This is a genomic window from Anaerosinus sp. (genome assembly GCF_965318445.1).
Genome location: NZ_CBDNNH010000002.1, coordinates 70,112 through 96,160, shown reverse-complemented (window position 1 = coordinate 96,160; position 26,049 = coordinate 70,112). Strand labels below are relative to the sequence as shown.

The window sequence follows — 26,049 nt, the reverse complement described above, 5'->3', positions numbered from 1 at the left end:
CATAAACCTCTCCCTTTTACTTTTCTTTTTTCTTTTAACACATCTTCCCCTCGCCCAACGGCACCACCTCCCTTCAAGTAAAATTAGTTAAAAATTGTATTGCAAAGTTGCGTAGTAAGTACGCCCTTGGATTGGATACTGGATATTTGACGCTTCCCAATTCGGATAAAATGGATTCGTTAGATACATATCATTCGCTTTATTAAGGAGATCATTGACCCCGATGATAATTTGTGTATTCGTATTCGGCTTATACTTCACACCTAAATCCAAAGTCGTCAACGAGGACTGTTCTCCAGCAGCTCCATCATTATAGAGAGAAGTACGCATTCTATCTACATACCGAAGTTGACCAAAAATCCCCCACTGGGTACTCGGACGATAAGTCAGCCGCATCGTTCCTTCCCATTCCGGCTGATAAGTCAGATAACCAGGGAATACACCATTATTTCCCCAATAACCAGCCCCCGGCAATTTACTCAAATCATAGATAACATCTTTCGGCTTCGTATAAGTTCCTTGCAAGTTTAAGTCCCATTTCTTCCAGGATAAATCCGCTTGAATCTCTAAGCCATTCACTTTTGCCGATGCCGCATTGGTATAAACGAAAAAGAAATTATTCCAGGTGCCTAGCTGCAACATCCGCTTGGAATCACGACCAAAGTACGTCAGTTGAATTTTGCTGCTTTCCGTACCGAAGATTTGTCCATCCCAAATGGCAGAGAAATCCCATTGTGATCCCTCTTCCGGGCGAGGAAAAATGCTATCACTCCCTCCAATATTTGGCATGGGTAAAATGCCTGCACCATCACCGGCGATTTCATACATATTCAGTAGTCTAAAATATGTACCTCCCGTTGCACGAAGTGTTAAATTGTCATTGACCTGCTTTTTCAGCGCTAGCTGCCAAGTTGTTTTACTATCCGTCTGGTCATCCGCCTGATGCAGCCATTTAATATTCTGCGGATCGGAGTTTTGATCGTAACCATTGCTCAGCCCATAGATATTTGATCGATTATAGCGAATACTTGGCGTCAACCAAAAATCACCTTTCTCGTTTAAAGTAATCGTATCTTGAATCTGGGCATTGAACAGCTTCTGTTCATAATAGGTACGCCACCGTTTAAAGACACTTATCGTAGCTTGTTGATATTGTTTTAACCGCCAACCATCCATATCCATCTTTTCTTTTGAAGTATCAATTAAAAACTCGAACAGATGCTTATCGCCAATTTTATAAGTTCCATCAATTTTAAAGCCTAATTTATCCATGTCATATTGGCTCCAGTAATAGTTTGGCGAACGCCAATTCACCGTCGTATCGACCTTTTCTTTTTCCTGCCAATCGTCTACTGCATAGCGTTTAGTCTGGTCGAGATAGTTTACACTCCACCCCCATTCTAAATTGCCAACTGTATCACGCCGTCCAATTAACGTTTCTTTGCTGGTAATGTCCTGATGACGGTAGTTATAGATTGGGTCAAGATATCCTGGCAAATCTATATTAGGTATATTTCCATAATTCGCATTCAGCGGGAAAGGATAATGACGGTCAATTTTCTTCCAAGTGTATTTTGCCAGCCAATGATCATCCTGCCATTTTAAAATTGCATCCGTATTTTTGTAATCATTCGTTTTACGCCAACGATCTGTTGTACTCGTTGAATCTATGTCTTTCTGGTAAAGCCTTATATTATCAATATAACTTTTAAAATATCCGATATAATTTGCATGGGCATTATTAATTGGGCGCAATTGTTCCGACGCTTTATTTAACGCTGCATAAAAATTAGGATCGGTTGCAAGCGTTATTCGAAGGTTATCTTGGGTCAGCCCAGAATAAGCATTTAGAGTATCATATCCATTTGCTTGTAAAGTCGAAACCATCCGATCTAATCGTATTTTTCCGTTCCTATCGGTTTGATGCGTATAATCTTTTAATTTTTTAACATATCCGTCATAAAGGCTAGTATCTACCGATTTATTCGTATATTTAAAATCACCATCACTTTGGTCGCGATTGAGTCCAAACATAATGCTGCCGGAGCCCAGTGGGGCATCCACCTGCAATGCACCTTGGAAGCCACCGTAGGAACTCTTACCAATGGATGCATCGATATTGGCTTTTGTTGGGCGTTTCGTTACGATATTGATTACGCCCCCCATATAGGTGCCACCAAACCTTGCTGGAACATAGCCACGATATACTTCAATTCGCTCGACATTTTGAACTGGAATGGTCGAGATATCCGCCGCGGCATCGCCACCGAGATTGAATAGTACTCCATCGACAAATACACCGACTTGTGCCGAAGTTGACCCACGAACCGTGACTGTCGTATATTGCCCTTTCCCATTGACTTCTCTTACATGTACCCCCGGTACCATTTTGAGAAGTTCCGGCAAGGTTTTCTGCTCACCCTTATAATCATCCGGGCGAATAACCGTCACTGTGCCTGGCGATAATTTTGATTCCCAGTCAGGGCGTTTTGCTTCAACGGTAACCGTATCTAACGTATAACTATCTAGCTCACTATCTGTACTTGCCAATACTACTGGTTCTTTTGCTTCTGTTACTTCTTCATTCATCTGATCAGCCTCTTGCTTTGCTTCATCTGCCCACACGATTCCATTTGGCATAGCAAAACCTAAAGCCAACGTACAAACCACACATGCCGCAATTTTTTGATAACGATGTGTGTTTTTTATTTTGCCTTGATATAACCTTTTGCTTTTCATCTTACTCATTCTCATCCTTACTTATAAAATTCAATAAATAAAAAAACTTCTGCCACGTTTGACAGAAGTTGATATGGTTGCATAGGAAATACTCCTAGCATCATAATCCCCTTCCCATCGCTCGCAGGTCTAACGGTGATTGTCTAATAGGCAGTTCTTCTGGCTTCAGATCATCGCTTGGCTACGCCTTCCCAAGATTTCTCCCAGTGACATAAATGTAACCTCGCTCCCTGTTACAGCGGCGGGACCGCACCGGTTTTTCACCGGACTTCCCTATTAAGTCTTTCGACACCTATTTCTTCACTATTTATTTTTTATTAACTTTGCTTTAGATTGATTTTCTTAACTTCTTATTCTGCGTTTTTTTACCCCGTTGTGCATATTTAAAACGCAGTTTGTTTAACTCTTTTAGCAATGCAACATAATGGTGAGCCGAAATGGTAATCATTTCTTCTTTGTCATTATTTTTTATATTGTTTTCAATTTCCTCAATCATATATTTTATCTTCTTCACGTTACATCGTTGACTTTTATAGTCAAAAACCTTCCTTTCTTTACATCTATTGCTCGAAGATAACTCTTCTACCTTATGCTTAATACAAGAACAATCAACTTAGCTATAAATTAAAATAATGATAAATTAATTTTTATTTATATAAATTAGAATAAAAAATGTGAAACTTTCTATCGCCAATAAAAATTTTCTTTTCATTTTACGAGACAAAATTTCACATTTTTAATCCTGTTAGAATCCCTATATGAAGCCACCATGCTTGAATTTTAACTTTTCTGGATTTACAAAATGAAAAATTCACTTTTCAACGAAAAAATAACTATTGAAGAATAAAGAAATGCTTTCTTCCATTCAACGCATTTTCATCAGCGAAAATTTTCCGAATAAAATACTTTATTCAGACTCATTTTATAACCCAGATCTGTACTGCGCAGACACTCCTCGGATGCTAGAAACAGTTGGTGCTCTGACTTAAGTTCATTGCTATCCTATCCCTTTGCAAGAGGTTTTCGATACGATAGCTCACTTTTACAGTTGCGCGACAGCGTCGGAATTGAGTTTGACTCTCACCGAACTTTCCCATAAAGTTTATTTATTGCACTTGCTTTAATAAATTAGCAATAAATATTCACCCGTTTCCCTTTTATATTTAATTGTCAAATCTTTCATTCATTATCATATAAATTCTAATCTAAAAAATAAAAAAGTCCTCTGCCTATGATAGACAGAAGACTACAAATTCAAAATAATATTAACATAAAAACATGTCAATAAAATTCAGAAATCTCTTCCCCATCGCTCGCAGGTCTAACGGTGATTGTTAAATAGGCAGTTCTTCTGGCTCCAGATCATTGCTTAGCTACGCCTTCCCAAGATTTCTCCCAGTGACATTCATGTAGCCTTACTCCCTGTTACAGCGGCGGGACCGCACCGGTTTTTCACCGGACTTCCCTATTAAGTCTTTCGACACCTATTTCTCCTATGTAATTCTAAGATAAAATTTGTTATCCTTTACAAAAATAGAGTATACTCCTTTTTTTCTGATTTGACAAGATTATCTATTATTTTTATTTTTTATAAAAAAAGGAATGTTAACCAAATCAAATTTAGCAACATTCCTTTTACTAACATAACTTTAATTATTTATTTTTTAAATATTCATCAATAGCTTTTGCCGCTTTTTTCCCTGCACCCATTGCAAGAATTACTGTTGCCGCACCTGTTACGATATCACCGCCAGCAAATACGCCCGGTTTACTCGTTGCACAAGTTTCTTCGTCAGCAAGGATATTCCCACGTTTATTTGTATCAAGCCCTGTTGTCGTGGATTGAATTAATGGATTTGGACCTTGACCAATTGCAATAATTACTGTATCTACAGCTAATTCAAACTCAGAACCTTCCACTGCCACCGGACGACGACGCCCAGATGCGTCAGGTTCGCCAAGTTCCATGCGAATGCACTTTAATCCTGTTACCCAGCCTTGTTCATTGCCAATAACAGCGACTGGATTGTTCAGTAATTTGAAATCGATTCCTTCTTCTTTCGCGTGATGTACTTCTTCTAAGCGTGCTGGAAGTTCCGCTTCACCGCGACGATATACTATATAAACATGCTCAGCACCAAGGCGTAATGCTGTGCGAGCTGCATCCATTGCAACATTACCGCCGCCAACAACAGCAACATTTTTACCAACATGAATTGGAGTCGCGTGATTCGGGAATTGGTAGGCTTTCATTAAGTTACACCGCGTCAAAAATTCATTTGCAGCATATACACCATTTAAATTTTCTCCAGGAATCCCCATAAAATGTGGTAATCCCGCACCAGTTGCAATAAATACTGCATCGAATTCTTCTTCTAATAATTCATCAACTGTAAATAATTTGCCTGCAACTGCATTGACAACAATCTCTACACCAAGTTGGCGCAACGTATCAATTTCTGCTTTTACGATTTTTTCTTTTGGTAATCTAAATTCGGGTATACCGTAAGACAATACACCACCAGCAGCATGAAGTGCTTCAAAAATCGTTACTTTATAACCCATTTTTGCTAAATCACCAGCAGCTGCAAGTCCAGCAGGGCCAGAGCCAATAATCGCAACCTTTTTCGCATCATCAGCATATGCAATCGGCTGTAGTTTCTCGCCTTTTTCCATACTATAATCAGCAACAAAACGCTCTAAACGCCCAATTGCAACGGATTCACCTTTTTTGGCTAAAATACAATGTTTTTCACATTGTTCTTCTTGCGGACAAACACGTCCACAAATCGCTGGTAAACTATTTACCGTTTTTATTTCAGATGCAGCATCTGCGAATTTACCTTCTTTGATATGCCCAATAAATTCAGGAATATTTACTTGAACAGGGCAACCCTTCCGACATAATGGAACCTTACAACCAAGGCAACGTTTTGCTTCTTCTATTGCAGTTTGAGCATCATATCCTAATGCAACTTCATCAAAATTCTTTGCTCGAACTTTCGCATCTTGTTCCGGCATTGCATGTTTTTTTAGTGAGAGTGACATTGACAACTGTCGCCTCCTTTAGCTTTTCCTTGTTTTTCGCATTGGCATTCATGCGCAGCTTCTTGCGTTTTATACATACGTTGACGCGACATTAGTCCATTAAAATCAACTTGATGTGCATCAAATTCAGGGCCATCTACGCAGGCGAACTTACTTTCATTGCCAACTTGAACACGACAGCCACCGCACATGCCTGTTCCATCTACCATGATAGGATTCAAGCTAACAATTGTCTTTATTCCATATTGACGTGTTGTTTCTGCCACACTGCGCATCATGACTACAGGCCCAATTGCAATCACCAAGCTAATCTCAAGACCAGAATCAATTAACATTTTCAATTGATCTGTAACAAATCCTTTATGCCCTTTTGAGCCATCATCTGTTGTGATATAAACTTTATCACTTACTGCATTCATTTCCTCTTCAAGAATTAAGATGCTTTCATTTCTAGCGCCCATAATGGAAATAACATGATTTCCGGCTTGCTTCATTCCTCTTGCGATTGGATATACAGGTGCTACTCCAATACCACCACCAATGCAAACTACATTACCCATTTTTTCAATATGTGTAGCTTTTCCGAGCGGACCTACAAAGTCAAGAATACTGTCCCCCTCATTTAAATCGCCCAATTGTTTTGTTGAGCCGCCAACTTCTTGGAAAATTATTGTGATTGTTCCTTTGTCACGATTAAAATCCGCAATTGTTAATGGAATACGTTCTCCATCTTCATCAATACGAACAATGACAAACTGCCCCGGTTGTGCTTTTTTTGCAATTAACGGCGCTTCAATTTCAAACAATTGAACACCTTGTGATAATTCTTTTTTTGTAAGAATTTTATACATCCATGCACTCTCCTTATCACTTAGTCATAAGCAAATCTATTTCAGTTGGAAAATCCACTGATTACAATAATTAACTTAACCAAAAATAATACCAACGATATTTTAAATAAAATCTAACAACTTAGCCATTAAGAACTCTTTTTATTTACTAAATGCGCCTGTTAAATAGGGCAACAAATTCGTCTTAATCGGCATAAAATAAATATTTGTATTATTTTTACGCACAAAATCAAAAGTCTTTTGTGCAAAATCAATGTTCCACTCCAATGTTGGAACGAAGTTTTTGGGGAAAATTACATTGTTTTTTGTCTCCCAATAATTTACCGAACGCTCCGACATCACTGGCGATACGCCCCAATATACTTCTCTACCATCTAGCATTTCCGCATACATTTCCATATACCGCAAATCGAAAAAAGGTTGCGTAAAAAAGCCTGCCGCACCAGCTTGAATTTTTCGCCTAATGTTGTACTCTTCTTGACGCATACTGCTGCGATACTGATCTATCCCAGCATAAACTTTAATATGTGGCAATTCATCGCGAAACTTTCTAATTACATCCGTACTCACTGTCGGATAGATTTTTCGTGACATATCTTGTGGCGGATCGCCCGTAATGACAAGCACTTCATTAATTTTATTTTCAAGGAGGAACTCCGTCATTGGCAGCGGTTTATCTAAATCAATATCGATGGCGCGAATATGCGGCATTGTATTTTCATAATAATTTTGCGCAATCTTTGCCCCTTCCCAGCTTCTAATATCATAACGCAATAGTTCAGGGATATTAATTACATCAATACCAGAAAAATTCTCTTTTAAAAGTTCTAATTCTTCTTTAATCGCAGCCTCATCACGAGGAACTAATTCAACGGAAACTCGAGTCATTTATCTACCTCCTCATTAAAATAAGCCGGTAATCTTGCCGTCGTTTGTAATGTCCATTCTTTCTGCCGCCGGATGTTTTGGCAAGCCTGGCATTGTAAGAATACTGCCTGTTAATGCCACGATAAAGCCAGCTCCTGCAGAGACTTTAATTTCACGTACGGTAACTGTAAAGTTTGTTGGACGCCCAAATTTAGCAGGATCATCACTTAAAGAAGATTGTGTTTTCGCCATACATACCGGCATATTTGAAAGCCCTAAATCCGTTAGTTCTTTTATCGCTTTTTGTGCAGGAGGAGTAAATACTACACCGTCAGCACCATAAATTTCTTTGGCAACTGCTGTAATTTTAGCTTCGATGGACTCATTTACATCATACATAAATTTAAAGTTATTTGTTTTTTCAGTTGCGGCCATTACTTTATTTGCTAAATCAATGCCACCGTCTCCGCCTTTTGCCCACACTTCAGACAATGCAACTTCAACGCCCATTTCATTGCATTTTGCTTCTACAAAATCAAGTTCTTCTTTAGTATCCGTTGGGAACGCATTAATTGCAACAACTGTAGGCAGTCCAAATTTTTGCATATTCTCAATATGTTTTGTTAAATTTGCAATACCAGCTTCAAGTGCTTTCATATCAACAGTTGCTAATTCTTTTTTGTCCATTCCACCATGCATCTTTAATGCACGGACTGTAGCAACAATAACTACTGCATCTGGACGAATGTTTGCAAAACGACATTTAATATCAAGGAATTTCTCAGCACCAAGATCAGCACCGAATCCTGCTTCCGTTACAACTACATCTGCTAATTTGAGAGCAAACTTCGTTGCCATAATACTATTGCAACCATGTGCAATATTAGCAAACGGGCCACCGTGTACAAAGGCTGGTGTTCCTTCGAGCGTTTGTACAAGATTAGGTTTTATTGCATCTTTAAATAATAAAGTTAATGCACCAGTAACATTAAGCTCTTCCGCACGAACTGGTCTTCCATCAAAGGTATACCCAATAATAATTTTCCCGATACGTTCTTTCATATCATCCAAATCTTTTGCTAAACATAAAATTGCCATCATTTCTGAAGCAACAGTAATGTCAAAACCTGTTTCACGCGGTACACCATGTGCTTTGCCACCCATGCCACAAACAATGTTGCGTAGCGCACGATCATTTAAATCCACAACACGGCGCCATGTAATGCGACGCACATCAAGTCCAAGTTCATTTCCTTGTTGAATATGATTATCAATCACCGCAGCAAGTAAATTATGAGCCGAAGTAATTGCATGGAAATCACCTGTAAAATGCAAGTTAATATCTTCCATTGGTACAACTTGCGCATATCCACCGCCAGCAGCACCGCCTTTTATTCCAAAGCAAGGCCCAAGGGAGGGTTCACGAAGAGCAACGATTGTTTTTTTATTAATTTTGCGAAGTGCATCACTTAAACCAACACTTGTCGTCGTTTTACCTTCTCCAGCAGGTGTAGGATTGATTGCACTCACTAAAATCAACTTACCATCCGGACGATCTTTAATTCTTTCCCAAGTTTCCAAAGATACTTTCGTTTTATAACGTCCATATAACTCCAACTCTTCTTCTGGAATATCAAGTTGCTCCGCAATCTCTACAATTGGTTTCATTTGCGCTTCTTGCGCAATTTCAACATCACTTTTCATGACTAGAATCCTCTCCTCACATTTCTTATTAAATTATCCGATGACTACCCTGCTTTAAGACTCTACAAGACACAAGTAGCTAAATTTCTAGATAAAGGCGACTAGGCTTCAGACAGAGTAAAAATCCCCCTGAATCAAATCTACTTTATCTATTAAATTGAATGCGCGCAGCTTTTACTGTATTATGCATCAGCATGGCAATGGTAAGCAGTCCGACTCCACCTGGGACAGGTGTAATCGCACCAGCTACCTCTTTTACACTTTCAAAATCAACATCACCGACTAGCTTTTTCGGCGCAATCCGGTTTATACCTACATCGATAACCACTGCTCCCGGCTTCACCATATCCGCAGTAACAAAATTCGGCTTGCCAATCGCTACAACAAGAATATCTGCCAAGCGAGTCACCTCTGCTAAATTTTTCGTATGTGAATGACAAACTGTAACAGTTGCATGACGAGATAACAGTAAGTTAAACATCGGCTTACCAACAATATTACTTCTACCTATCACAACTGCATTTTTTCCTTTAATCTCAATCCCTGCCAACTCCATCATTTTGATGCAGCCGAGCGGTGTACAAGGGACTAAATGCTCTTGCCCAACAGATAATTTACCAACATTGATTGGATGAAATCCATCGACATCTTTATCCGGATGAATAAAATCAAGAATTTCCGCTTCATCAGCGCTAATATGCGCCGGTAATGGTAATTGAACCAAAATTCCATGAATTTTTTCATCTTTATTTAATTCATCTATTTTTTTTAGTAACTGCTCTTTGGTTGTATCTTCTGGCATTTCGATTACCGCAGAATAAATCCCAACTTCACCACAAGAACGATGCTTATTGGCAACGTATACTTTAGATGCAGGATTCTCACCAACGATAATTACTGCCAAACCTGGAGTTACACCATATTCAGCTTTCAGTGACTCTACATCACACTTTACTTCTTCTTTTATTTGTGTTGCAAATACTTTGCCTTCTAAAATTTTAGCTGTCATCTACGAATCCCTGCCTTTAATTTAATAAACTCACATCATTAAACTTGCAAAAGTAAAGAGAAAAACGGAAATTCCCACCAATCCATTGCGCATAAAATACACTTGGGTAACACGAGAGAAATCCGTTGGGCTAACAATTTTATGTTGATAGATAAGAACAAAAACAGCAATCATTACTCCAACATAATAAATCAATGATAAATTCAATAATACACCAACAAAAACAAAACATAACATACTGATAGAATGCATGACACGAGAAATTTTCAATGCACCTTCTACCGTAAATCTAACCGCCATTGAATTTAATTGATGAGCTTTATCAAACTCAACATCTTGGCATCCATAAATTACATCAAAAGCAGCAATCCAAATTCCTACTGCTAAGCCTAGTAAAATAATCGCCAAATTTAAATCACCACGTATTGCCACCCAACCGCCTATCGGTGCTATAGATAAAGCCCATCCTAAAACCAAATGGCAAGCCCATGTATATCTTTTCATATACGGATAAATGACAAATGGTAAGACTGCAAGCGGCACTAATTTTACACAAATCGGTGCCAAATGCAACGTTGCCACAATAAAAATTGCAAAACTAATCACGATGAGAAAAATTGCCTCCCAAGGTTTCACTTCTCCTGTAACCATTGGACGCTTTGTAAATCTTGGGTGAATCTTATCATATTTTAAATCAATGAAGTTATTTAAAGCTAATGCTGCACTTCGCGCCCCAACCATAGCGACTGTAATCCAAATAAACTCTGCCCAAGACGGTACACCATTCGATGCCAAGAATGCTCCCATATATGCAAAAGGTAAAGCAAATATTGAATGATGTAATGCGATATTGTTGATATGTGCAGATAACTTACTCAAGTCCAAGATCCTTCCATTTTTGATCAACTAAATCTTTAATGTCTTGGCTCATTACGATTTCATCTGGCCATTCACGTGTTTGTCCTTCACTTGGCCATGATTTTGTTGCATCAATTCCTACTTTCGTTCCCCAATTTGGCATTGGTGAAGAATGATCTAATACATCAAGTGGTCCATCTACCATAACGATATCACGCCGCGCATCAATATTATTGAAGACTCGCCACCATACTTCGTTTGTATCTTGTACATTAACATGAGAATCAACGATAATAATCATTTTCGTAAACATCATCTGTCCCATTCCCCAAATTGCATGCATAACTTTTTTCGCTTGTTGCGGATAAGTCTTCTTAATAGAAATCATCGCGCAATTGTGAAATACGCCTTCAAGCGGTAAATTAATATCTATAATCTCTGGTATTTGCATTTGTAGAAATGGTAAGAAAATTCTCTCCGTCGCTTTTGCCAGATAGCAATCCTCCATCGGCGGCTTCCCCACAATCGTAGATGGATAAATCGCATCTTTACGATGCGTAATGCAAGTAATATGAAAAACAGGATACATGTCTGCTAATGAATAATACCCAGTATGATCACCAAACGGTCCTTCACGCCGTAATTCATCAAGCATTACATAGCCTTCTAATACAATTTCACTATGCGCTGGTACTTCCACATCTACCGTTTCGCATTTAATCATTTCCACAGATTTTTTTCGTAGCATTCCGGCAAAAACCATTTCATCAATATCACGAGGCAATGGTGCTGTTGCAGCATAAGTAAGTACTGGATCCGTACCAATGGCTACTGCAACTTCGATTCTATCTAATCCCATTTCCTTATGATCTCTAAAGTTTTCCGCACCGTTTTTATGTATATGCCAATGCATTCCCGTCGTTTGTCCATCATATTTTTGCAAACGATACATTCCAACGTTGCGTTTGCCTGTTTTTGGATTTTTTGTGAAAACTAAAGGTAAGGTAATAAAGCGGCCACCATCATCTGGCCAACATTTTAAAATTGGGAATTTATCAATAGATGGCTGATCCTTAATAATAACTTCTTTGCATGGTCCCTTTTTCACATACTTAGGAAAATTAATTGCTCGTTTCGCCGTTGGAATAATATGTACCAAATCTAATTTATTTTGCAAAGAAATATAAGGTAATTTTAATATTTCTCTTATTTCCTGGGCAATATCATCCACTTTTTCTACGCCGAATGCCAAAGCCATACGTTCCATACTACCAAAAGCATTCATTAATACAGGCATATCATAGTCTTTCACATTCTCAAACAACAATGCGACATTTTTATCGCCTTTCATTTTTGATACACGATCTGTAATTTCCGTAATTTCTAATTCACAATCCACCTCTGTGGAAATTCTTTTCAACCAGCCGCGTTCATCTAACGCATCAATAAACTCTCGTAAATCCTTAAAAGCCACCCCGTTCTCCTCCTAGTGAAACCTACTTTTTCATGATATATTTTATAATGAAAATTCCAACCTCATATAATACAATCATTGGAATCGCAATCATAACTTGCGAAAAGACTTCTGGTGGTGAAATAATTGCACCAACAACAAAAGCCCCAAAAATTACAATATTTCGTTTAGCAATCAACATTTTCGAAGTTACCAGTCCTAATCTAGCTAAAATCACCAGAATAAGTGGCAATTCAAATACAAAACCAAAGGGAAGGATAAACATAATAACAAAATCTAAATAATTGCCTACAGATAATAATGGCTGTAATTCATTTGTCGCAAAACCTAAGAAAAATTGAATTCCCGTCGGCAATACTAAAAAATAGGAAAATGCAATTCCAACAAAAAATAAAAATATTATAGCTGGAATAAAGGCTCCCGCTATTGCCCGCTCACGTATAGTTAAAGCTGGCACTAAAAAAGCCCAACCTTGATAAACAATCATTGGAACTGATACTAAAAATCCAACAAATATAGAAACTTTCATATAAGTAAAAAAAGCTTCTGCTGGTTGCATGTAATACAGCTTTCCAGCAGGAGCAGTAATAAAACCTACTAATTCTTCTGCAAAATAGTAACTAATAATGCTACAAAAGCCAACTGTAATTAACGAAATAATTAATCGTTTGCGAAATTCTTCTAGATGATTAATGATTGGCATTGCTGTATCATGATTTTCATTTACTACTCGCTTGATCTGCTCATCGTGCTCTACCGATTCATGTTCCATAAATCAAACCTCACTTTGTAGCATCTGATTTATCTTGTTCTTTAGTCTTTTGCTCAATCGTATCTACACTTGCATCTACTTTACGAATCGGTTTTTCATCCTCATTAATTCCATTTGTAGCTTTTTTGAACTCTTGCAAACTTTTCCCTATTGCACGACCAACTTCCGGCAACTTTCCTGGTCCAAAGACCACTAATCCAATAATTAAAATTAAAATTAATTCCGGCATACCAATACCAAACATAAAAAAATCCTCCTCAAAATAATAATAATAATTTTATTATACAATTTACACAAAAAAAAGACAATGTAACTCAAAGGTAAATTAAAAAATACATTCTTTCTTGAACAAAAAACATCTAAAGAGTAAAAAAGGGACAAAGTTAATCTGCACATAGAATAAATATTTTATCCCGTACAAAGAACCTGTCCCTGATTCTGTTTACTAAAATTTACGCTTTGCAATAAAGTCAGCTACATAAATATACGTATCACGAATTTCTTGTGGAAGTGAGCTTGGTAAAACAGTTCTTGCTCGATCCAAAAATTCATCAACCGCACGATAAGAATATTCAACCGCATCTGTGGCATGTACAATTTCTAGCCCTCGTTTCAACATTTCCTGGCCCATACCTTTAGTCGAAACAATTTTCGTCAATTCTTCTTTATCTGAACTTACCGTTAATGCTCGAATGACTGGCAATGTCACAATTCCCTGCAAAATATCATTTCCCGCTGGTTTTCCAAGCTGTTCAGAAGTCGCCGTAATATCAAGAATATCATCCGTAACCTGGAAAGCCATACCAATCGAATAACCGTATTCATATAAAGCCGCAATTTCATCATCATTTAGCTCAGCTATAATTCCGCCCAACTGACAGCTAGCTGCAATAAAATCTGCTGTTTTCTTTGCAATCCTGCCGAAATACTCCTGTTCATCTGTGGATGGTATAAAAGTCTGACGATTTTGAACGATCTCGCCCTCACTCATTGCACAGATAATATTTGTTAATGCCAGTAACACTCGTTGGTCATACTTACTAAGTGCAACTAACGAAAATGCCTTAGCAAACAAATAATCCCCAGTCAAAACAGACATTTGATTTCCCCACTTTGAATTCGCCGTTGGAATACCACGTCTAGTAGCCGCACTATCAATAACGTCATCATGCACTAATGTTGCCATATGAATCAATTCAAGAGCAATTGCTAAATCAGTAGCATATTTATTAACTTCTTTTCTCGCTCTTACTCCTAAGAAATAAAGTGCAGGACGTAATCTTTTTCCTCCTGCTTCTACCAGATGCGTGCTAATTTCTGTTATTAAATCTACTGGAGAAGATACAACAGAGAGCATTTCTTTCTCTAATTCCTCTAAATCTTTTTTTACCACATCAAACATTGAGTTCTTTACCAAATTTATCACCTACAAGCTAAATCTGTTAACATTCTACACCATTCTACACCATTACGCAAAGTAAAGTCTAGCAAATTTTACTGCAAAAACTTTCCTTATCCAGCCTTAGTATTCAACTATTACCATTTATTTATGCAATATTTAGTAACTATTCTTCCTGCCATGCTTTACAAACATCAATCCATGTTATGTAATTTGAATACTTTTCAAGTTCATCGAGCGTCAATTCAATTGCACTATTGCTACTACCGCATGCGGGAAACACCGTAGAAAATCTTTTTAAAGAACAATCAAGATAAACTTTAACGCCCTCATTAACAGCAAACGGGCAAATTCCTCCAACTGCATGTCCAATCATTATGAAAGCTTCTTCCGGAGACAACATTTTCGCTTTAGTAGAAAACTCAGCCTTATATTTTGCATTATCAACCTTTGCATCCCCAGCCGCAACAATTAAAACACATGTATCATTCACTTTAAATGATAAAGTTTTTGCAATGCGTTTAGGCTCACACCCTGCGGCCTCAGCTGCTAGTTCAACAGTAGCACTCGATGTTTCAAACTCTAGAATTCTATCTTCTAGTCCAAACTGTCTAAAATAATCTTTCACTTTTTCAAGCGACATTTCTTCACCCTCTACTCAAAAGTCTTTTTATCCGATGACTACGATTCAGATAGCGTAAAAAGTCTACTTTATTTACTCATTTCTTTAATCTCTTGCTCTACTGCTGCCTCACAAGAACGCATCGCTAAAATTGTTTTTTCAAATAACGTATTTAATTCCCAACTAAGCATCTCTGCACCTTTATTGATTACTTCCCTAGAACATCCTGCGGCAAACTTTTTATCTTTATATTTTTTCTTTAAACTTGACACTTCCATATCCAAAACACTTTTCGATGGACGCATTCTTGCAGCCGCTCCAATAAGTCCTGTAAGCTCATCTGTTGCAAATAGGATTTTTTCCATTTGATGCTTCGGTTCTATATCTACACAAATCCCATAACCATGTGAACAAATAGAATAAATCATTGCTTCATCAACACTCGCCTCACGCAAAAGCTCTGCTGCTTTTTTGCAATGCTCCTGTGGATAAAGCTCAAAATCAATATCATGCAACAGACCAACAATTCCCCAGTATTCAATTTCATCATGAAATCCAAGTTCATTAGCATACCATTTCATTACACTTTCCACCGTTAATGCGTGTAAAAGATGAAAAGATTCCTGATTATACTCTTGTAACAATTCTAAAGCCTTTTGTCTAGTGATATTACTCTGCATTCCAATCGCCTCTTTAGCTTTTATTTCATATAAATGTATACAAAAAAACCCTTGCAATTGCAAGGGCAATAAATTCTTAATGGTGCGGGAGAAGGGACTTGAACCCCCACGAGTCACCCCGCCAGATCCTAAGTCTGGTGCGTCTGCCAATTCCGCCACTCCCGCGTAGATTAACATGTTCGTTAACCGACTTCTATATATTATCACAGTAGATTATTCATGTCAACACCTTTTATTATAAAACATGAACAGATTATTCTTGGATAAAAATCTTATTTTTCATCATTTTTTAAAGTCTGTGAATTAAGCATATTAGAAATTTCTCCAATATCATTTGTCATTTTCTCTAAACGATAATTAAAATAACTCAAAATCACTATCGATGAAGCCGCAATAAACAAACCAAAAGCTGTAGAGCTTAAGGCCCCGGCAACGATAACACCAATTCCCGAAGTTTGTTCCGCTTTTTCATTTAATGAAGCCATAATATTTAATACAGTTCCCAATAATCCAATGATAGGAGCAATCATCACCATTGTATCCAAAAAATTTAAATTACGTTTTAAATTTGCAATAATAACTGCCGATCTTGCTTCTATAGCGGCAGAAATATTTGCATTTTTATTTATCAATGATTCAATCCCAGTTTCAGCAACTGCAGAAATTAAACTTTCGTCGCTTTTACAAAGTTCCATCGCATATTTCCAATTTTTTTGTTTAAGGATAATTTTTAATTGCTCAATAAAATCTTCATTATTCACTTTTACAGATTTATAATACTTATATCGTTCACCTGCAATTACTAAAACCATAATAAAGCAAATAAGTAAAATATACATCGCGAAACCACCCGATTGAAATGTTGAAATAAAGTCCATGATAAATATCTCTCCCCAACTTAATTACAAATCTACACTAACTTAATTTTTTGTTCTGGACATTAGCATAACAGTTATAAATTTTTCGTGCAAGTTTTTTCTTTTTTATTTCTTATCATCTATCTTTCGATTATAAGAGAAACAAAAGCAATATAAATCAAAAGTTTTTAATAAAAAGTTTTTAATAAAAAGTTAAGGACAGTATAAAATTTATACTGTCCTTAACCTTTATTTATTTTTTACTTGCACATTGACATGAACAACTTCCGCATGCTGATGTACTGCAGCAATCACTTTCCCCTTTTGTAAATTTGCGGACAATCTTCCTAAATCCTATAAAGAATACAATGCCAATACCGATGGCAAGTACTCCTGTTACAATGCTTCCCGACATCTTTTTTCAACTCCTATATCCTAAATTATTTTATCCGATAACTAACGATGGTTAGTTTCCAAATCCAAGTAAAAGCCCAATTTGATAAACTAGTAAAGAAATCACCCAAGCAACCATAAACGTATAAACTGCAGAAAAAAGCGTCCACTTCCAAGTTGCAATTTCCTTCTTAATCGTTCCTAATGCAGTCATACATGGTGTATATAGAGCAGCAAAAATCATAAATGCATAAGCGGATAACGAAGTAAATGCTATACCTAAACTTCCTTGCATCTGCCCTGCAGCTTCCATCGCTTCTTCTGATACCTCTGCAACTCCATATAAGACTCCAAGTGTTGATACCACAGCCTCTTTTGCTAAGATTCCTGTAATGACTGCTGCACCAGCCTCCCAAGTTGCAAATCCATGCCATGCAAATAAATGTGCAACTACTCCGCCAATACTAGCCAAGAAGCTATCTTCCATATCTACCATACCACTAAAATTATAATTGCTTAAAAACCAAATAACGATAGACATTGCAAAAATAATCGTACCGGCTTTTATCAAGAATCCTTTACCTTTATCCCAAGTTTCTAATAAAACTGTTCGCATATCTGGAAATCTATACGGTGGTAACTCCAATAAAAACGTACTTTCTTCCTTTTTAAACATCACACGATTCAACAATTTCGCCATAAGCATTACTGCAAGAATTCCTGCAATATAAATTGAAAATACTACATTTGTTGCTTGCTGTGGAAAGAAAACGGCAGCGAATAATGCCATAATCGGCAATTTCGCACCACAAGTTAAAAACGGTGTAACTAAAATTGCAATTTTTCTATCCTTTTCCGAATCTAAAGCCCTCGCTCCCATAATCGCCGGAACGGCACAGCCAAATCCCATAATGAGTGGCATAACACCCTTACCTGTAAGTCCAACACGGCGCATAATCGGATCCATGATAAACGCAACACGCGACATATATCCTGTTCCATCAAGAAAACTCAAACAAAAGAATAACGTGAAAATCAATGGTACAAAGGTCAAAACGCCACCTACACCAGCAATAATTCCATCAAGAACTAAAGATTGCATCCAATCCGCTACTTCTAAACTTGCCAACGTTTCCTCTGCCCATGGGGTAATACCATCAGCAATGAATCCATCAACCCAATCGGCTAAAGGCTGACCAATCCAGCTAAAAGTAATTTCAAATACCCCATACATCATTGCTAATAAAATTGGTAACGCTAAAACCCCATTAGCAAAAATCCGATCCAGTTTTGTTGTAAAAGTCGTATGAGTTGAATTGCGTTTTACACTCTTTTCTAAAATCTCATCAATTAATGCATAACGCAATTCAATGATTTTTTCTTCATAATCCTCATCATCCAATAAAGTCAATGTTTTTACTTTTTCAATATGTGCCTGAATCAGTGCACTTGGCTCATATCTTTGTAGGGATGGCTGAGTAAATACATCCATAAGGTGCTGAATACTTTTTGTATCTTTTGCAACAGTTTCTACTACTGGCATACCAATTTGTTCTTCCAAAGTTTTTACTTGAATATGTATATTTTGCTTTTTTGCTTCATCTACCATATTTAAGTCTAAGATTACAGGAATTCCAGATTCTAATAATTGCAGAGTTAAAAATAGATTTCTTTCTAAATTTGTTGCATCTAAAACGTTAACAACAACATCTGGTTTTTCATTTAACAAATAGTCTGAAACAATCATTTCTTCTGCCGAACGCGCATTCATACTATATGTCCCAGGTAAATCAACAACTGAAACAATTCGATCTTTATGATTGAAATACCCTACTTTTTTATCTACTGTTACTCCTGGCCAATTCCCAATTTTTTGACGCGCACCTGTTAAAGCATTAAACAGCGTTGTTTTCCCTGTATTAGGATTCCCGGTTAACGCCACTGAAATAGTTGACATATTGATCACCTCTACTCTGTTATTGAACTAACTTGAATGTTTTCTGCATCTGCCAGTCTAAGAGATAAAACATAAGAACGTACAGATACTGCCATTGGATCACCAAATGGTGCCGATTGCAAAACCTTCACCTTTGTTCCTTTAATCATCCCCATACTCATCAAGCGCGACTTTAATGTAGATGCTTCTAATTTTTCTATTCTAACTGTCTGCCCAGCTTTTATCTCACTTAACTTCATTACGAATCCCCCATTTCATCATATCACTCACTTAATTGATTATGATTCTCATTCTCCAACTTCGTTTTTATATTAATACAAAAATATCTCCATGTCAATATAAATTGAGAAAAATTATCATTTTCAATAAGATAAAAAGCCGCCTATCGCTTAAATACGATAGACGGCTTGATTCCATCTTACTTACTTTTCTACCTATACTTTATTAAATTTTCACATCAATTTGTGCAGAAACCCCAACACCTTGAACTCTTGAAAAATTTGTAACATTTTTACTATCAATTGGGATCAATGCTTTTACTCTAAATTGATTTCCACTGAAATTCCCTTCTATTTGAAGAACTGCTTTTGTCTGGTCAACTAACGCCTGAGGGCCAGTTACCTGAGCTGCTCCTGTATATGTACCACTACCAACAACAATAATCGGTACAACCTTCGTTGCATAATCACTACTTACAGCATGTTTTGCTGTCAAAGTATTGATAAAGTTATTTAATGGTTCAGAAAATTTATCAACCAGAATTGAAATTCCACCAACTTTTAAAAGGTCTGTCCAGCCAGCATTCGTTACATTCGGAGCCGATACAGCTGAAACTACAGATAAAGCAAGCATTGCTGCAACAATCTTTTTCTTCATTTTTTCATCTCCTCTAATCAATCATATTGTCTGCTAAATCATGCTAAATTTGCATAACTAGTCCTATACCTACATATTATACACTATTGATAAGCTTTTTTGCTATAAGTAAATATTAGAATTCAAATTCACTTTTTATTTTTAGGAGGTTATCTTTATGGCTAGAGACTTAAAAATTTACAGATGCCTTGATTGCGGATACGTTGTTGATGTTATCGATTTCGGTAAAAGACAAGTAATTACAAAAGGTACTTCTTTCGCCAAAACAACTACGATTGCAGATGCAGTATTAGTTTGTTGTTCTAAAGAAATGGAACTTTTAGTACCTAATACCACGGAAGCATCCAGTGAAAAACATCTTCCTACTGTAGAATTTATTGAGGGAGGAAAAATTTCCGTAAAGGTCGCACATCCAATGATCGAAGGCCATTATATCAAATGGATTGCAGTTGTTAGTGGTGATAGAGTAGAACGCCTTGAATTAGAACCAGACCAAGCACCTGAAGTAACATTTTATGTCGGTGATGAAATTGATGTTGATGTTTATGCTTATTGTAACCTTCATAACTTATGGAAAACAAACATAAAAAAATAATTTAAAAACGGTTATAGTTAACAAATTCCCTATCGTTATCTATAACCGTTTTTCATTTTTCTTTTAAAAAACATTTTGTATTAAATACATAATTAATCGACAAAGCACTATAGCTAAGTCCATTTTTATAAATTATTATACTTAATGCTCAATCTTAACATAAAAAATCCGCTAAAATAAATAGCGGATTTTTTATACTTGATATTGTTTTTTAAAACATCGTTTCAATTGTTCCGATAATATCCCCGCGATGATTTTTTAAGATTGGTGGATACTTTTCAATAAGTTGGTCATATTCTGATTTTGAAATTAAATCCATGCGTTTTAATGTACCAATAACAACAGGATTAATTGCTCTATAGCTGCCATCTTCAATTTTAAACGTAATCCCAATTCCATCTGTCGTTGAAGCTAAACAGTATACTGCCTCTGCTCCGATTTTCGCAATAATTCTCCCTTTAGTAATTGCTGAAACTGCCTCATCTATTCTGCCTGTCCCGGAAACAACTAAAGGATGTGCAATCATTGCATTGCGAATCTTCGTAACTGCTTCTTCTTTTTCTCTCCAATCGCCATCACTCGGTTTTGCAAGTCTAGCATAAGCAAGAGACATATTATATAAAGGTAAATAAAACACTGGTACACCACAACCATCAATTCCAATTTCCAACTTCTCGGGAGAAATTTTTGCACATTCTGCAACAGACTGATGCATAATTTTTTGTACTTGATGGTCTGGCTTCGTATACCCTTCCACTGGAATTCCAAGCATTCGGCAAAGTGCAAGCATTCCAGAATGTTTACCTGAACAGGCATTATGTACTGCCTGAGGCTTTTCCTTATTTTCTGCTAATATTTTTGCTGCTTTACTACTCATTGGGCGAGCCGATCCACAATCTAATACGTTTAATTCAACATGTACTTTTTCTAAAATACTTTTTACTAAATTCACATGAACGGGTTCTCCACTATGTGAAGATACCAATAATGCTAGTTCTTCCTCTGTAATATTAAATTTTTCTAAACCACCTTCATAAACAAAAGGTAATGCTTGAAACGGTTTCGCCGCCGAGCGCCAAAACATATCTTTGTGAGCGTCACCAACAGCATCTACAATTTTACCTTTTGTATCAACGGCTACAATATCCCCTCTATGAATACTTTCCACTTTACCTGCGCGCGTATAGTGCAGTAACACTTCACTCATTTTATTCCTCTACTCCTTGCCAATCTATCATAATAGCAAGAAAAGCACCTAAGTGCTTTTCTTGTACTTTTAGAGTTTATTAAAATTTCGCGTAATATAAACAACTTTTGGTTCAGTAGATTCTTGCTTATTCGTTTCATCATCTACTAAAATGTCAACACTTTTCTTCGGCTGATTATCCTCATCATTGGCTTTCACTTTATCAAGATCGTCCAATGTGCCATCTTTCATTAATTTTTCTAATTCAACCGCTTCTAAAGTTTCTCTTTCGATTAGATACTTTGCAATCAAGTGCAGCTTATCAATATTATCAGTCAAGAGCTTACGGCAATTTTCATACGCCGTTTCAATATATTGACGAACTTCTTTATCAATTTGACAAGCTACTTCTTCACTGTAATTACGTTCATGATTGATATCCCTTCCAAGAAACACTTGGTGATTTTGCCCTTTGCCAAACGCAATTGGACCTAATACATCACTCATTCCATATTGCGTAATCATATTGCGCACCAAGGCAGAAGCTCTCTCAATATCATTTTGCGCACCTGTACTAATTTCTTTTAGTACAACCTCTTCCGCTACGCGTCCAGCAAGTAATGTTTGCAATTGATCTAAAAGTTCGCTACGCGTAGCATAAGAACGATCTTCTTTTGGTAACATTAATGTGTAACCACCGGCTCTACCTCGTGGAATAATCGTTACCTTATGAACTGGATCTGCATTAGGTAATAACATACCTACAAGCGTATGACCACCTTCATGATATGCAGTTAGACGTTTTTCTTTATCACTAATTACTTTGCTTTTCCGCTCTGGTCCAGCAATTACACGTTCAATAGATTCTTCCATTTCAGGCATCGCAATTTTTTTCTTATTGCGTCTAGCAGATAAAAGCGCCGCTTCATTAATTAGATTACTTAAATCAGCACCAGTAAATCCAGGAGTACGTCTTGCCAGTACATCAATATTTGCATCCTCAGCAATAGGTTTGCCTTTTGTATGTACTTTCAAGATTGCCGCGCGCCCTTTCACATCTGGCTTATCAACGACAATTTGTCGATCAAAGCGACCTGGTCTAAGCAGTGCAGGATCTAAAATATCTGGACGATTCGTAGCTGCAATAATAATGATTCCTTCATTCGCTGCAAATCCATCCATTTCAACTAATAATTGATTTAGTGTCTGTTCACGTTCGTCATGTCCGCCACCTACACCAGCACCACGCTGACGACCAACAGCATCAATCTCATCAATAAAAACAATACAAGGTGCATTTTTCTTTGCTTGTTCAAACAAATCACGTACTCTAGATGCACCAACACCAACGAACATTTCTACGAAATCAGAACCACTAATACTGAAAAACGGTACACCAGCTTCACCAGCAACAGCTTTTGCCAATAAAGTTTTCCCTGTCCCTGGAGGTCCAAATAAAAGTACGCCTTTAGGAATTCTCGCCCCTAAATCATTAAACTTTTTCGGATGTTTTAAAAACTCAACAACCTCTTCTAATTCTTGCTTTGCTTCATCAGCCCCAGCTACATCAGAAAAAGTAACTTTAATTTTATCATCATTATTTAATTTCGCACGACTTTTTCCAAAAGACATTACACGGTTTCCACCGCCTTGTGTCTGTTGCATAATGAAAAACCATACACCAATTAATAAAATCATTGGCAAAATAGAAGAGAAAATCGTCGTCCACCAAGGTGGCTGCGGCGTTTGTTCCGCTTTAATCTCAATTCCTTTTTCACGAAGATTTCCAATTAATGCTGGATCATTCGGTGTAATTGTAGTAAACTCTGTTCCATCTGTTAACTTCCCACGAATAACATCATCAACAATTGTTACTTTTTCAACATTCTGCGTTTCAATTTGACGCAAGAATTCCGTATAATCAATTTCTTGCTTGCTATTATTCTTTGTAGAGAAATAGTCAATGATGGATATAGCTATTAATATAATTAATAGATAGAAGCCAACATTACGTAAAAACTTATTCAATAATTCGCCCTCCCTCTTCGCGGAGTCTACCTTTTATACGAGAGTCTCCATAGAAAAATATTATATCATCAAATCTAAATTTCCACAATTCTTCCTATTGATAAATCTAAAGATTTTCATACTAACAGTATAACTAGTTTTCGTTTCATTTATGCCATACTTAAAATAGATTACCTAAGCATATATCTCTTCTTTTAATATCCCAATGAAAGGTAAGTTACGATATTTTTCTGCATAATCTAAACCAAAACCAACTAAGAATGCATCTGGTACAGTAAATCCTATATAATCAACTTTTACTTCTACTTTGCGTCTTTCAGGTTTATTTAATAATGTACATAACTTTAAGCTTGCTGGCTTACGACCTGCTAAATGCTCAATTAAATAGCTAAGTGTAACACCCGAATCAATAATATCTTCAACAATCAGTACATGTTTTCCTTCGATATCGTAATCTAAATCTTTTAAAATACGTACGGTTCCAGTTGTCGTTGTTCTATTTCCATAGCTTGATACTGCCATAAAGTCAAATGACACTGGAACTGTAACCTCTCTAACTAAGTCCGCAACAAAAATAACCGAACCTTTTAAGATACCAATAACAATAACTTCTTTGCCCTCGTAATCTTTACTAATTTGTTCACCCATCTCTTTAATACGCTTTGCTAAAGTTTCTTCGTCTAACAATACTTCTTGAATATCTTTCCTCATCTTTCTTCATTTCCTCCCAGAGATTATCACTTGTAAAAATTTTTTTGTTGAAGCTGTTACCTTCCCCACTTCACTTAGACGATGACCAACAACCCACAAAATCCCTTGCTGATCGCAAACTAATGGAATTTTACCCCTGTCACTTCTCTCAATTTTTTGATCAATAAAATATTCCTTTAATTTTTTACTCCCCTTCATTCCCAACGGCTTAAATCTATCGCCATTTTCTCTTGCTCGCACAAATAAAGGCAGGTAAATTTTCTCTGAATCAAAAACAGCAGAATATTCCCCTGTCTCTTGTGGATACTCCTCCAATAACCGCGCCGTAATTGTAATATTAAAGAAATCATTCCTCATTGTCTCATCTAAAACAATTTCACTAAATTGATTCATTTCTTGACTCGTATGATCTCCCTTATCTAAGCTAAACACTAATGTATTATAACTTACTTTCATCATTATTTCACTAGGTAAAATAAAAACAGCACCAACTTGTCCAAATTCAGCAATCTCAATCATTTTTTCAATATGCTGAAAAGTGACACCTTTCAAATCACCTTGCTTCATTATGATAATCTGCCTAATAACTTCTCTTTTCAATGCTATGTGCAAGCTTAAAAAATCTTTTTTTTCAATCACACTATTTTTCTGTGATTTCTGTAGTAATTTTTTAATATGTAACCTTGCACTTTCGACAACATAATCATGTTCGTCGCCAACAAGTTGCGCAGTCTTACACAACGCATCTGTAATTGAAGGATTAAACTCTTCCTTAAGCTTGGGCAATAATGACAATCTTATACGATTGCGTGTATAACAATCTTCAAAATTCGTTTGATCAATCCGTGGTAAAAAATGATTTTGCTCACAATATAAATCAATCTCTTTGCGCGTTACCGACAATAACGGTCTTATTATATCATGATTTATCGGGCGAATACCAGAAATTCCTGCACTTCCTGCCCCTCTTAACAAATGCAAAAGTATCGTTTCTGCCTGATCATCTTTGTGATGCCCCGTTGCAATTTTCGCGCCGCCTAAATCACTTGCTACTTTACGCAAGAATTGATACCGAACAATCCGAGCCGCTTCTTCACTTCCAAGTCCATGCAAAGCAGCAAATACATTTACATCCGTCTGCTGCATATGACAAGGAATACCTTTAGCTAAACAAAATTCTTGAACGAACTTTGCATCAGCGGCCGAAGCATCACCTCGAAACATATGATCTAAATGCGCAACAACTAGAGTAAGAGCATATTCTTCTTGTAGTTTTAATAAAACATCTACTAAAGTAAGTGAATCCGCCCCACCTGAGCAAGCAATTACGATTTTATCGCCATAAGATAATATTGAATTTTCCCTGCAATATTTTCTAATTCTTTCTAGCATAAAAATTCCTTTCCACTTTGAGTCACCAAAT

General features: G+C 36.8%; 23 protein-coding genes, 1 tRNA gene and 3 riboswitches. Of the genes, 1 reads left to right on the top strand and 23 read right to left on the bottom strand.

Features of this window, described 5'->3' with window-relative positions; all coding sequences use genetic code 11:
- Positions 1–87: 87 nt before the first annotated feature.
- The 19 genes from ACWZFG_RS00760 to ACWZFG_RS00670 form a co-directional block, all read right to left on the bottom strand.
- Entirely contained in the window at positions 88–2,748 is a 2,661-nt protein-coding gene (locus ACWZFG_RS00760) for a TonB-dependent receptor (protein ID WP_455576902.1), read from the bottom strand.
- A gap of 123 nt (positions 2,749–2,871) precedes the next feature.
- Positions 2,872–3,050: riboswitch (cobalamin riboswitch) on the bottom strand.
- 17 nt (positions 3,051–3,067) lie between these two features.
- Complete coding sequence (locus ACWZFG_RS00755) at positions 3,068–3,235, bottom strand: hypothetical protein (RefSeq protein ID WP_418627126.1); 168 nt, start codon at positions 3,233–3,235, stop codon at positions 3,068–3,070.
- A gap of 457 nt (positions 3,236–3,692) precedes the next feature.
- Positions 3,693–3,905, bottom strand: a riboswitch (cobalamin riboswitch).
- 158 nt (positions 3,906–4,063) lie between these two features.
- Positions 4,064–4,242: riboswitch (cobalamin riboswitch) on the bottom strand.
- A 150-nt stretch (positions 4,243–4,392) separates the two neighbouring features.
- The gene (gltA, locus tag ACWZFG_RS00750; RefSeq protein ID WP_177505264.1) at positions 4,393–5,787 is read right to left on the bottom strand and encodes an NADPH-dependent glutamate synthase; all 1,395 of its coding nucleotides are present in this window, start codon (positions 5,785–5,787) and stop codon (positions 4,393–4,395) included.
- Positions 5,772–6,638 (bottom strand): sulfide/dihydroorotate dehydrogenase-like FAD/NAD-binding protein, encoded by an 867-nt coding sequence (locus tag ACWZFG_RS00745; RefSeq protein ID WP_455576901.1) that lies wholly within the window; start codon positions 6,636–6,638, stop codon positions 5,772–5,774. Before ACWZFG_RS00745 ends, gltA begins: the two co-directional genes overlap by 16 nt.
- A gap of 141 nt (positions 6,639–6,779) precedes the next feature.
- A complete protein-coding gene (locus ACWZFG_RS00740; RefSeq protein ID WP_177505205.1) occupies positions 6,780–7,526 on the bottom strand; it encodes a methylenetetrahydrofolate reductase in 747 nt (248 codons plus the stop codon).
- 15 nt (positions 7,527–7,541) lie between these two features.
- Entirely contained in the window at positions 7,542–9,209 is a 1,668-nt protein-coding gene (locus tag ACWZFG_RS00735) for a formate--tetrahydrofolate ligase (protein WP_177505206.1), read from the bottom strand.
- A gap of 145 nt (positions 9,210–9,354) precedes the next feature.
- Positions 9,355–10,218: a bifunctional methylenetetrahydrofolate dehydrogenase/methenyltetrahydrofolate cyclohydrolase FolD gene (gene folD / locus ACWZFG_RS00730; RefSeq protein WP_177505207.1), complete on the bottom strand. Its 864-nt coding sequence runs from the start codon at positions 10,216–10,218 to the stop codon at positions 9,355–9,357.
- Between the two features lie 30 nt (positions 10,219–10,248).
- Positions 10,249–11,097, bottom strand: coding sequence for a UbiA-like polyprenyltransferase (locus ACWZFG_RS00725; protein ID WP_418626530.1), 849 nt, complete (start codon positions 11,095–11,097; stop codon positions 10,249–10,251).
- A complete protein-coding gene (locus ACWZFG_RS00720) occupies positions 11,090–12,550 on the bottom strand; it encodes a menaquinone biosynthesis decarboxylase (protein ID WP_177505209.1) in 1,461 nt (486 codons plus the stop codon). The genes ACWZFG_RS00725 and ACWZFG_RS00720 overlap by 8 nt, the downstream gene beginning before the upstream one ends.
- Before the next feature lie 22 nt (positions 12,551–12,572).
- Complete coding sequence (gene tatC / locus ACWZFG_RS00715) at positions 12,573–13,322, bottom strand: twin-arginine translocase subunit TatC (RefSeq protein ID WP_177505210.1); 750 nt, start codon at positions 13,320–13,322, stop codon at positions 12,573–12,575.
- Positions 13,323–13,332: 10 nt separating this feature from the next.
- Positions 13,333–13,566, bottom strand: a complete 234-nt coding sequence (tatA, locus tag ACWZFG_RS00710) for a twin-arginine translocase TatA/TatE family subunit (protein WP_147667681.1) — start codon at positions 13,564–13,566, stop codon at positions 13,333–13,335.
- A gap of 201 nt (positions 13,567–13,767) precedes the next feature.
- Positions 13,768–14,724, bottom strand: a complete 957-nt coding sequence (locus tag ACWZFG_RS00705) for a polyprenyl synthetase family protein (protein WP_418626533.1) — start codon at positions 14,722–14,724, stop codon at positions 13,768–13,770.
- 163 nt (positions 14,725–14,887) lie between these two features.
- Positions 14,888–15,364, bottom strand: coding sequence for a YbaK/EbsC family protein (locus tag ACWZFG_RS00700; RefSeq protein ID WP_177505211.1), 477 nt, complete (start codon positions 15,362–15,364; stop codon positions 14,888–14,890).
- 68 nt (positions 15,365–15,432) lie between these two features.
- Complete coding sequence (locus tag ACWZFG_RS00695) at positions 15,433–16,023, bottom strand: hydrolase (RefSeq protein WP_455576900.1); 591 nt, start codon at positions 16,021–16,023, stop codon at positions 15,433–15,435.
- Between the two features lie 80 nt (positions 16,024–16,103).
- A tRNA-Leu gene (locus ACWZFG_RS00690) sits at positions 16,104–16,188 on the bottom strand.
- A gap of 107 nt (positions 16,189–16,295) precedes the next feature.
- On the bottom strand, positions 16,296–16,901 hold the full coding sequence (locus tag ACWZFG_RS00685; RefSeq protein ID WP_177505213.1) for a MotA/TolQ/ExbB proton channel family protein: 606 nt from the start codon (positions 16,899–16,901) through the stop codon (positions 16,296–16,298).
- A gap of 445 nt (positions 16,902–17,346) precedes the next feature.
- Positions 17,347–19,230: a ferrous iron transport protein B gene (feoB, locus tag ACWZFG_RS00680; RefSeq protein ID WP_177505215.1), complete on the bottom strand. Its 1,884-nt coding sequence runs from the start codon at positions 19,228–19,230 to the stop codon at positions 17,347–17,349.
- An 11-nt stretch (positions 19,231–19,241) separates the two neighbouring features.
- Positions 19,242–19,469, bottom strand: a complete 228-nt coding sequence (locus ACWZFG_RS00675; protein WP_147667676.1) for a FeoA family protein — start codon at positions 19,467–19,469, stop codon at positions 19,242–19,244.
- A gap of 205 nt (positions 19,470–19,674) precedes the next feature.
- Positions 19,675–20,106, bottom strand: coding sequence for a hypothetical protein (locus ACWZFG_RS00670; RefSeq protein ID WP_147667675.1), 432 nt, complete (start codon positions 20,104–20,106; stop codon positions 19,675–19,677).
- 157 nt (positions 20,107–20,263) lie between these two features.
- Between ACWZFG_RS00670 and ACWZFG_RS00665 the strand changes: the two genes are divergently transcribed.
- Positions 20,264–20,701, top strand: a complete 438-nt coding sequence (locus ACWZFG_RS00665; RefSeq protein ID WP_177505216.1) for a desulfoferrodoxin family protein — start codon at positions 20,264–20,266, stop codon at positions 20,699–20,701.
- Positions 20,702–20,912: 211 nt separating this feature from the next.
- Here ACWZFG_RS00665 and ACWZFG_RS00660 read toward each other — a convergent pair whose 3' ends face one another.
- The 4 genes from ACWZFG_RS00660 to tilS all read right to left on the bottom strand — a co-directional run bounded on the left by ACWZFG_RS00660 (position 20,913) and on the right by tilS (position 26,018).
- The gene (locus tag ACWZFG_RS00660; RefSeq protein WP_455576899.1) at positions 20,913–21,908 is read right to left on the bottom strand and encodes an asparaginase; all 996 of its coding nucleotides are present in this window, start codon (positions 21,906–21,908) and stop codon (positions 20,913–20,915) included.
- A gap of 69 nt (positions 21,909–21,977) precedes the next feature.
- A complete protein-coding gene (ftsH, locus tag ACWZFG_RS00655; protein WP_177505218.1) occupies positions 21,978–23,915 on the bottom strand; it encodes an ATP-dependent zinc metalloprotease FtsH in 1,938 nt (645 codons plus the stop codon).
- A 174-nt stretch (positions 23,916–24,089) separates the two neighbouring features.
- A complete protein-coding gene (gene hpt / locus ACWZFG_RS00650) occupies positions 24,090–24,626 on the bottom strand; it encodes a hypoxanthine phosphoribosyltransferase (protein WP_147667671.1) in 537 nt (178 codons plus the stop codon).
- Between the two features lie 6 nt (positions 24,627–24,632).
- Entirely contained in the window at positions 24,633–26,018 is a 1,386-nt protein-coding gene (gene tilS / locus ACWZFG_RS00645) for a tRNA lysidine(34) synthetase TilS (protein ID WP_455576898.1), read from the bottom strand.
- Positions 26,019–26,049: the final 31 nt, after the last annotated feature.

Excerpts from the sequence above, each read along its gene's own strand:
- ACWZFG_RS00760 (WP_455576902.1), bottom strand. The coding sequence starts at position 2,748 with ATGAGTAAGATGAAAAGCAAAAGGTTATATCAAGGCAAAATAAAAAAC.
- ACWZFG_RS00755 (WP_418627126.1), bottom strand. The coding sequence starts at position 3,235 with ATGATTGAGGAAATTGAAAACAATATAAAAAATAATGACAAAGAAGAA.
- gltA (WP_177505264.1), bottom strand. The coding sequence starts at position 5,787 with ATGTCACTCTCACTAAAAAAACATGCAATGCCGGAACAAGATGCGAAA.
- ACWZFG_RS00745 (WP_455576901.1), bottom strand. The coding sequence starts at position 6,638 with ATGTATAAAATTCTTACAAAAAAAGAATTATCACAAGGTGTTCAATTG.
- ACWZFG_RS00740 (WP_177505205.1), bottom strand. The coding sequence starts at position 7,526 with ATGACTCGAGTTTCCGTTGAATTAGTTCCTCGTGATGAGGCTGCGATT.
- ACWZFG_RS00735 (WP_177505206.1), bottom strand. The coding sequence starts at position 9,209 with ATGAAAAGTGATGTTGAAATTGCGCAAGAAGCGCAAATGAAACCAATT.
- folD (WP_177505207.1), bottom strand. The coding sequence starts at position 10,218 with ATGACAGCTAAAATTTTAGAAGGCAAAGTATTTGCAACACAAATAAAA.
- tatC (WP_177505210.1), bottom strand. The coding sequence starts at position 13,322 with ATGGAACATGAATCGGTAGAGCACGATGAGCAGATCAAGCGAGTAGTA.
- tatA (WP_147667681.1), bottom strand. The coding sequence starts at position 13,566 with ATGTTTGGTATTGGTATGCCGGAATTAATTTTAATTTTAATTATTGGA.
- ACWZFG_RS00705 (WP_418626533.1), bottom strand. The coding sequence starts at position 14,724 with ATGTTTGATGTGGTAAAAAAAGATTTAGAGGAATTAGAGAAAGAAATG.
- ACWZFG_RS00700 (WP_177505211.1), bottom strand. The coding sequence starts at position 15,364 with ATGTCGCTTGAAAAAGTGAAAGATTATTTTAGACAGTTTGGACTAGAA.
- ACWZFG_RS00695 (WP_455576900.1), bottom strand. The coding sequence starts at position 16,023 with ATGCAGAGTAATATCACTAGACAAAAGGCTTTAGAATTGTTACAAGAG.
- ACWZFG_RS00685 (WP_177505213.1), bottom strand. The coding sequence starts at position 16,901 with ATGGACTTTATTTCAACATTTCAATCGGGTGGTTTCGCGATGTATATT.
- feoB (WP_177505215.1), bottom strand. The coding sequence starts at position 19,230 with ATGTCAACTATTTCAGTGGCGTTAACCGGGAATCCTAATACAGGGAAA.
- ACWZFG_RS00675 (WP_147667676.1), bottom strand. The coding sequence starts at position 19,469 with ATGAAGTTAAGTGAGATAAAAGCTGGGCAGACAGTTAGAATAGAAAAA.
- ACWZFG_RS00670 (WP_147667675.1), bottom strand. The coding sequence starts at position 20,106 with ATGAAGAAAAAGATTGTTGCAGCAATGCTTGCTTTATCTGTAGTTTCA.
- ACWZFG_RS00665 (WP_177505216.1), top strand. The coding sequence starts at position 20,264 with ATGGCTAGAGACTTAAAAATTTACAGATGCCTTGATTGCGGATACGTT.
- ACWZFG_RS00660 (WP_455576899.1), bottom strand. The coding sequence starts at position 21,908 with ATGAGTGAAGTGTTACTGCACTATACGCGCGCAGGTAAAGTGGAAAGT.
- hpt (WP_147667671.1), bottom strand. The coding sequence starts at position 24,626 with ATGAGGAAAGATATTCAAGAAGTATTGTTAGACGAAGAAACTTTAGCA.
- tilS (WP_455576898.1), bottom strand. The coding sequence starts at position 26,018 with ATGCTAGAAAGAATTAGAAAATATTGCAGGGAAAATTCAATATTATCT.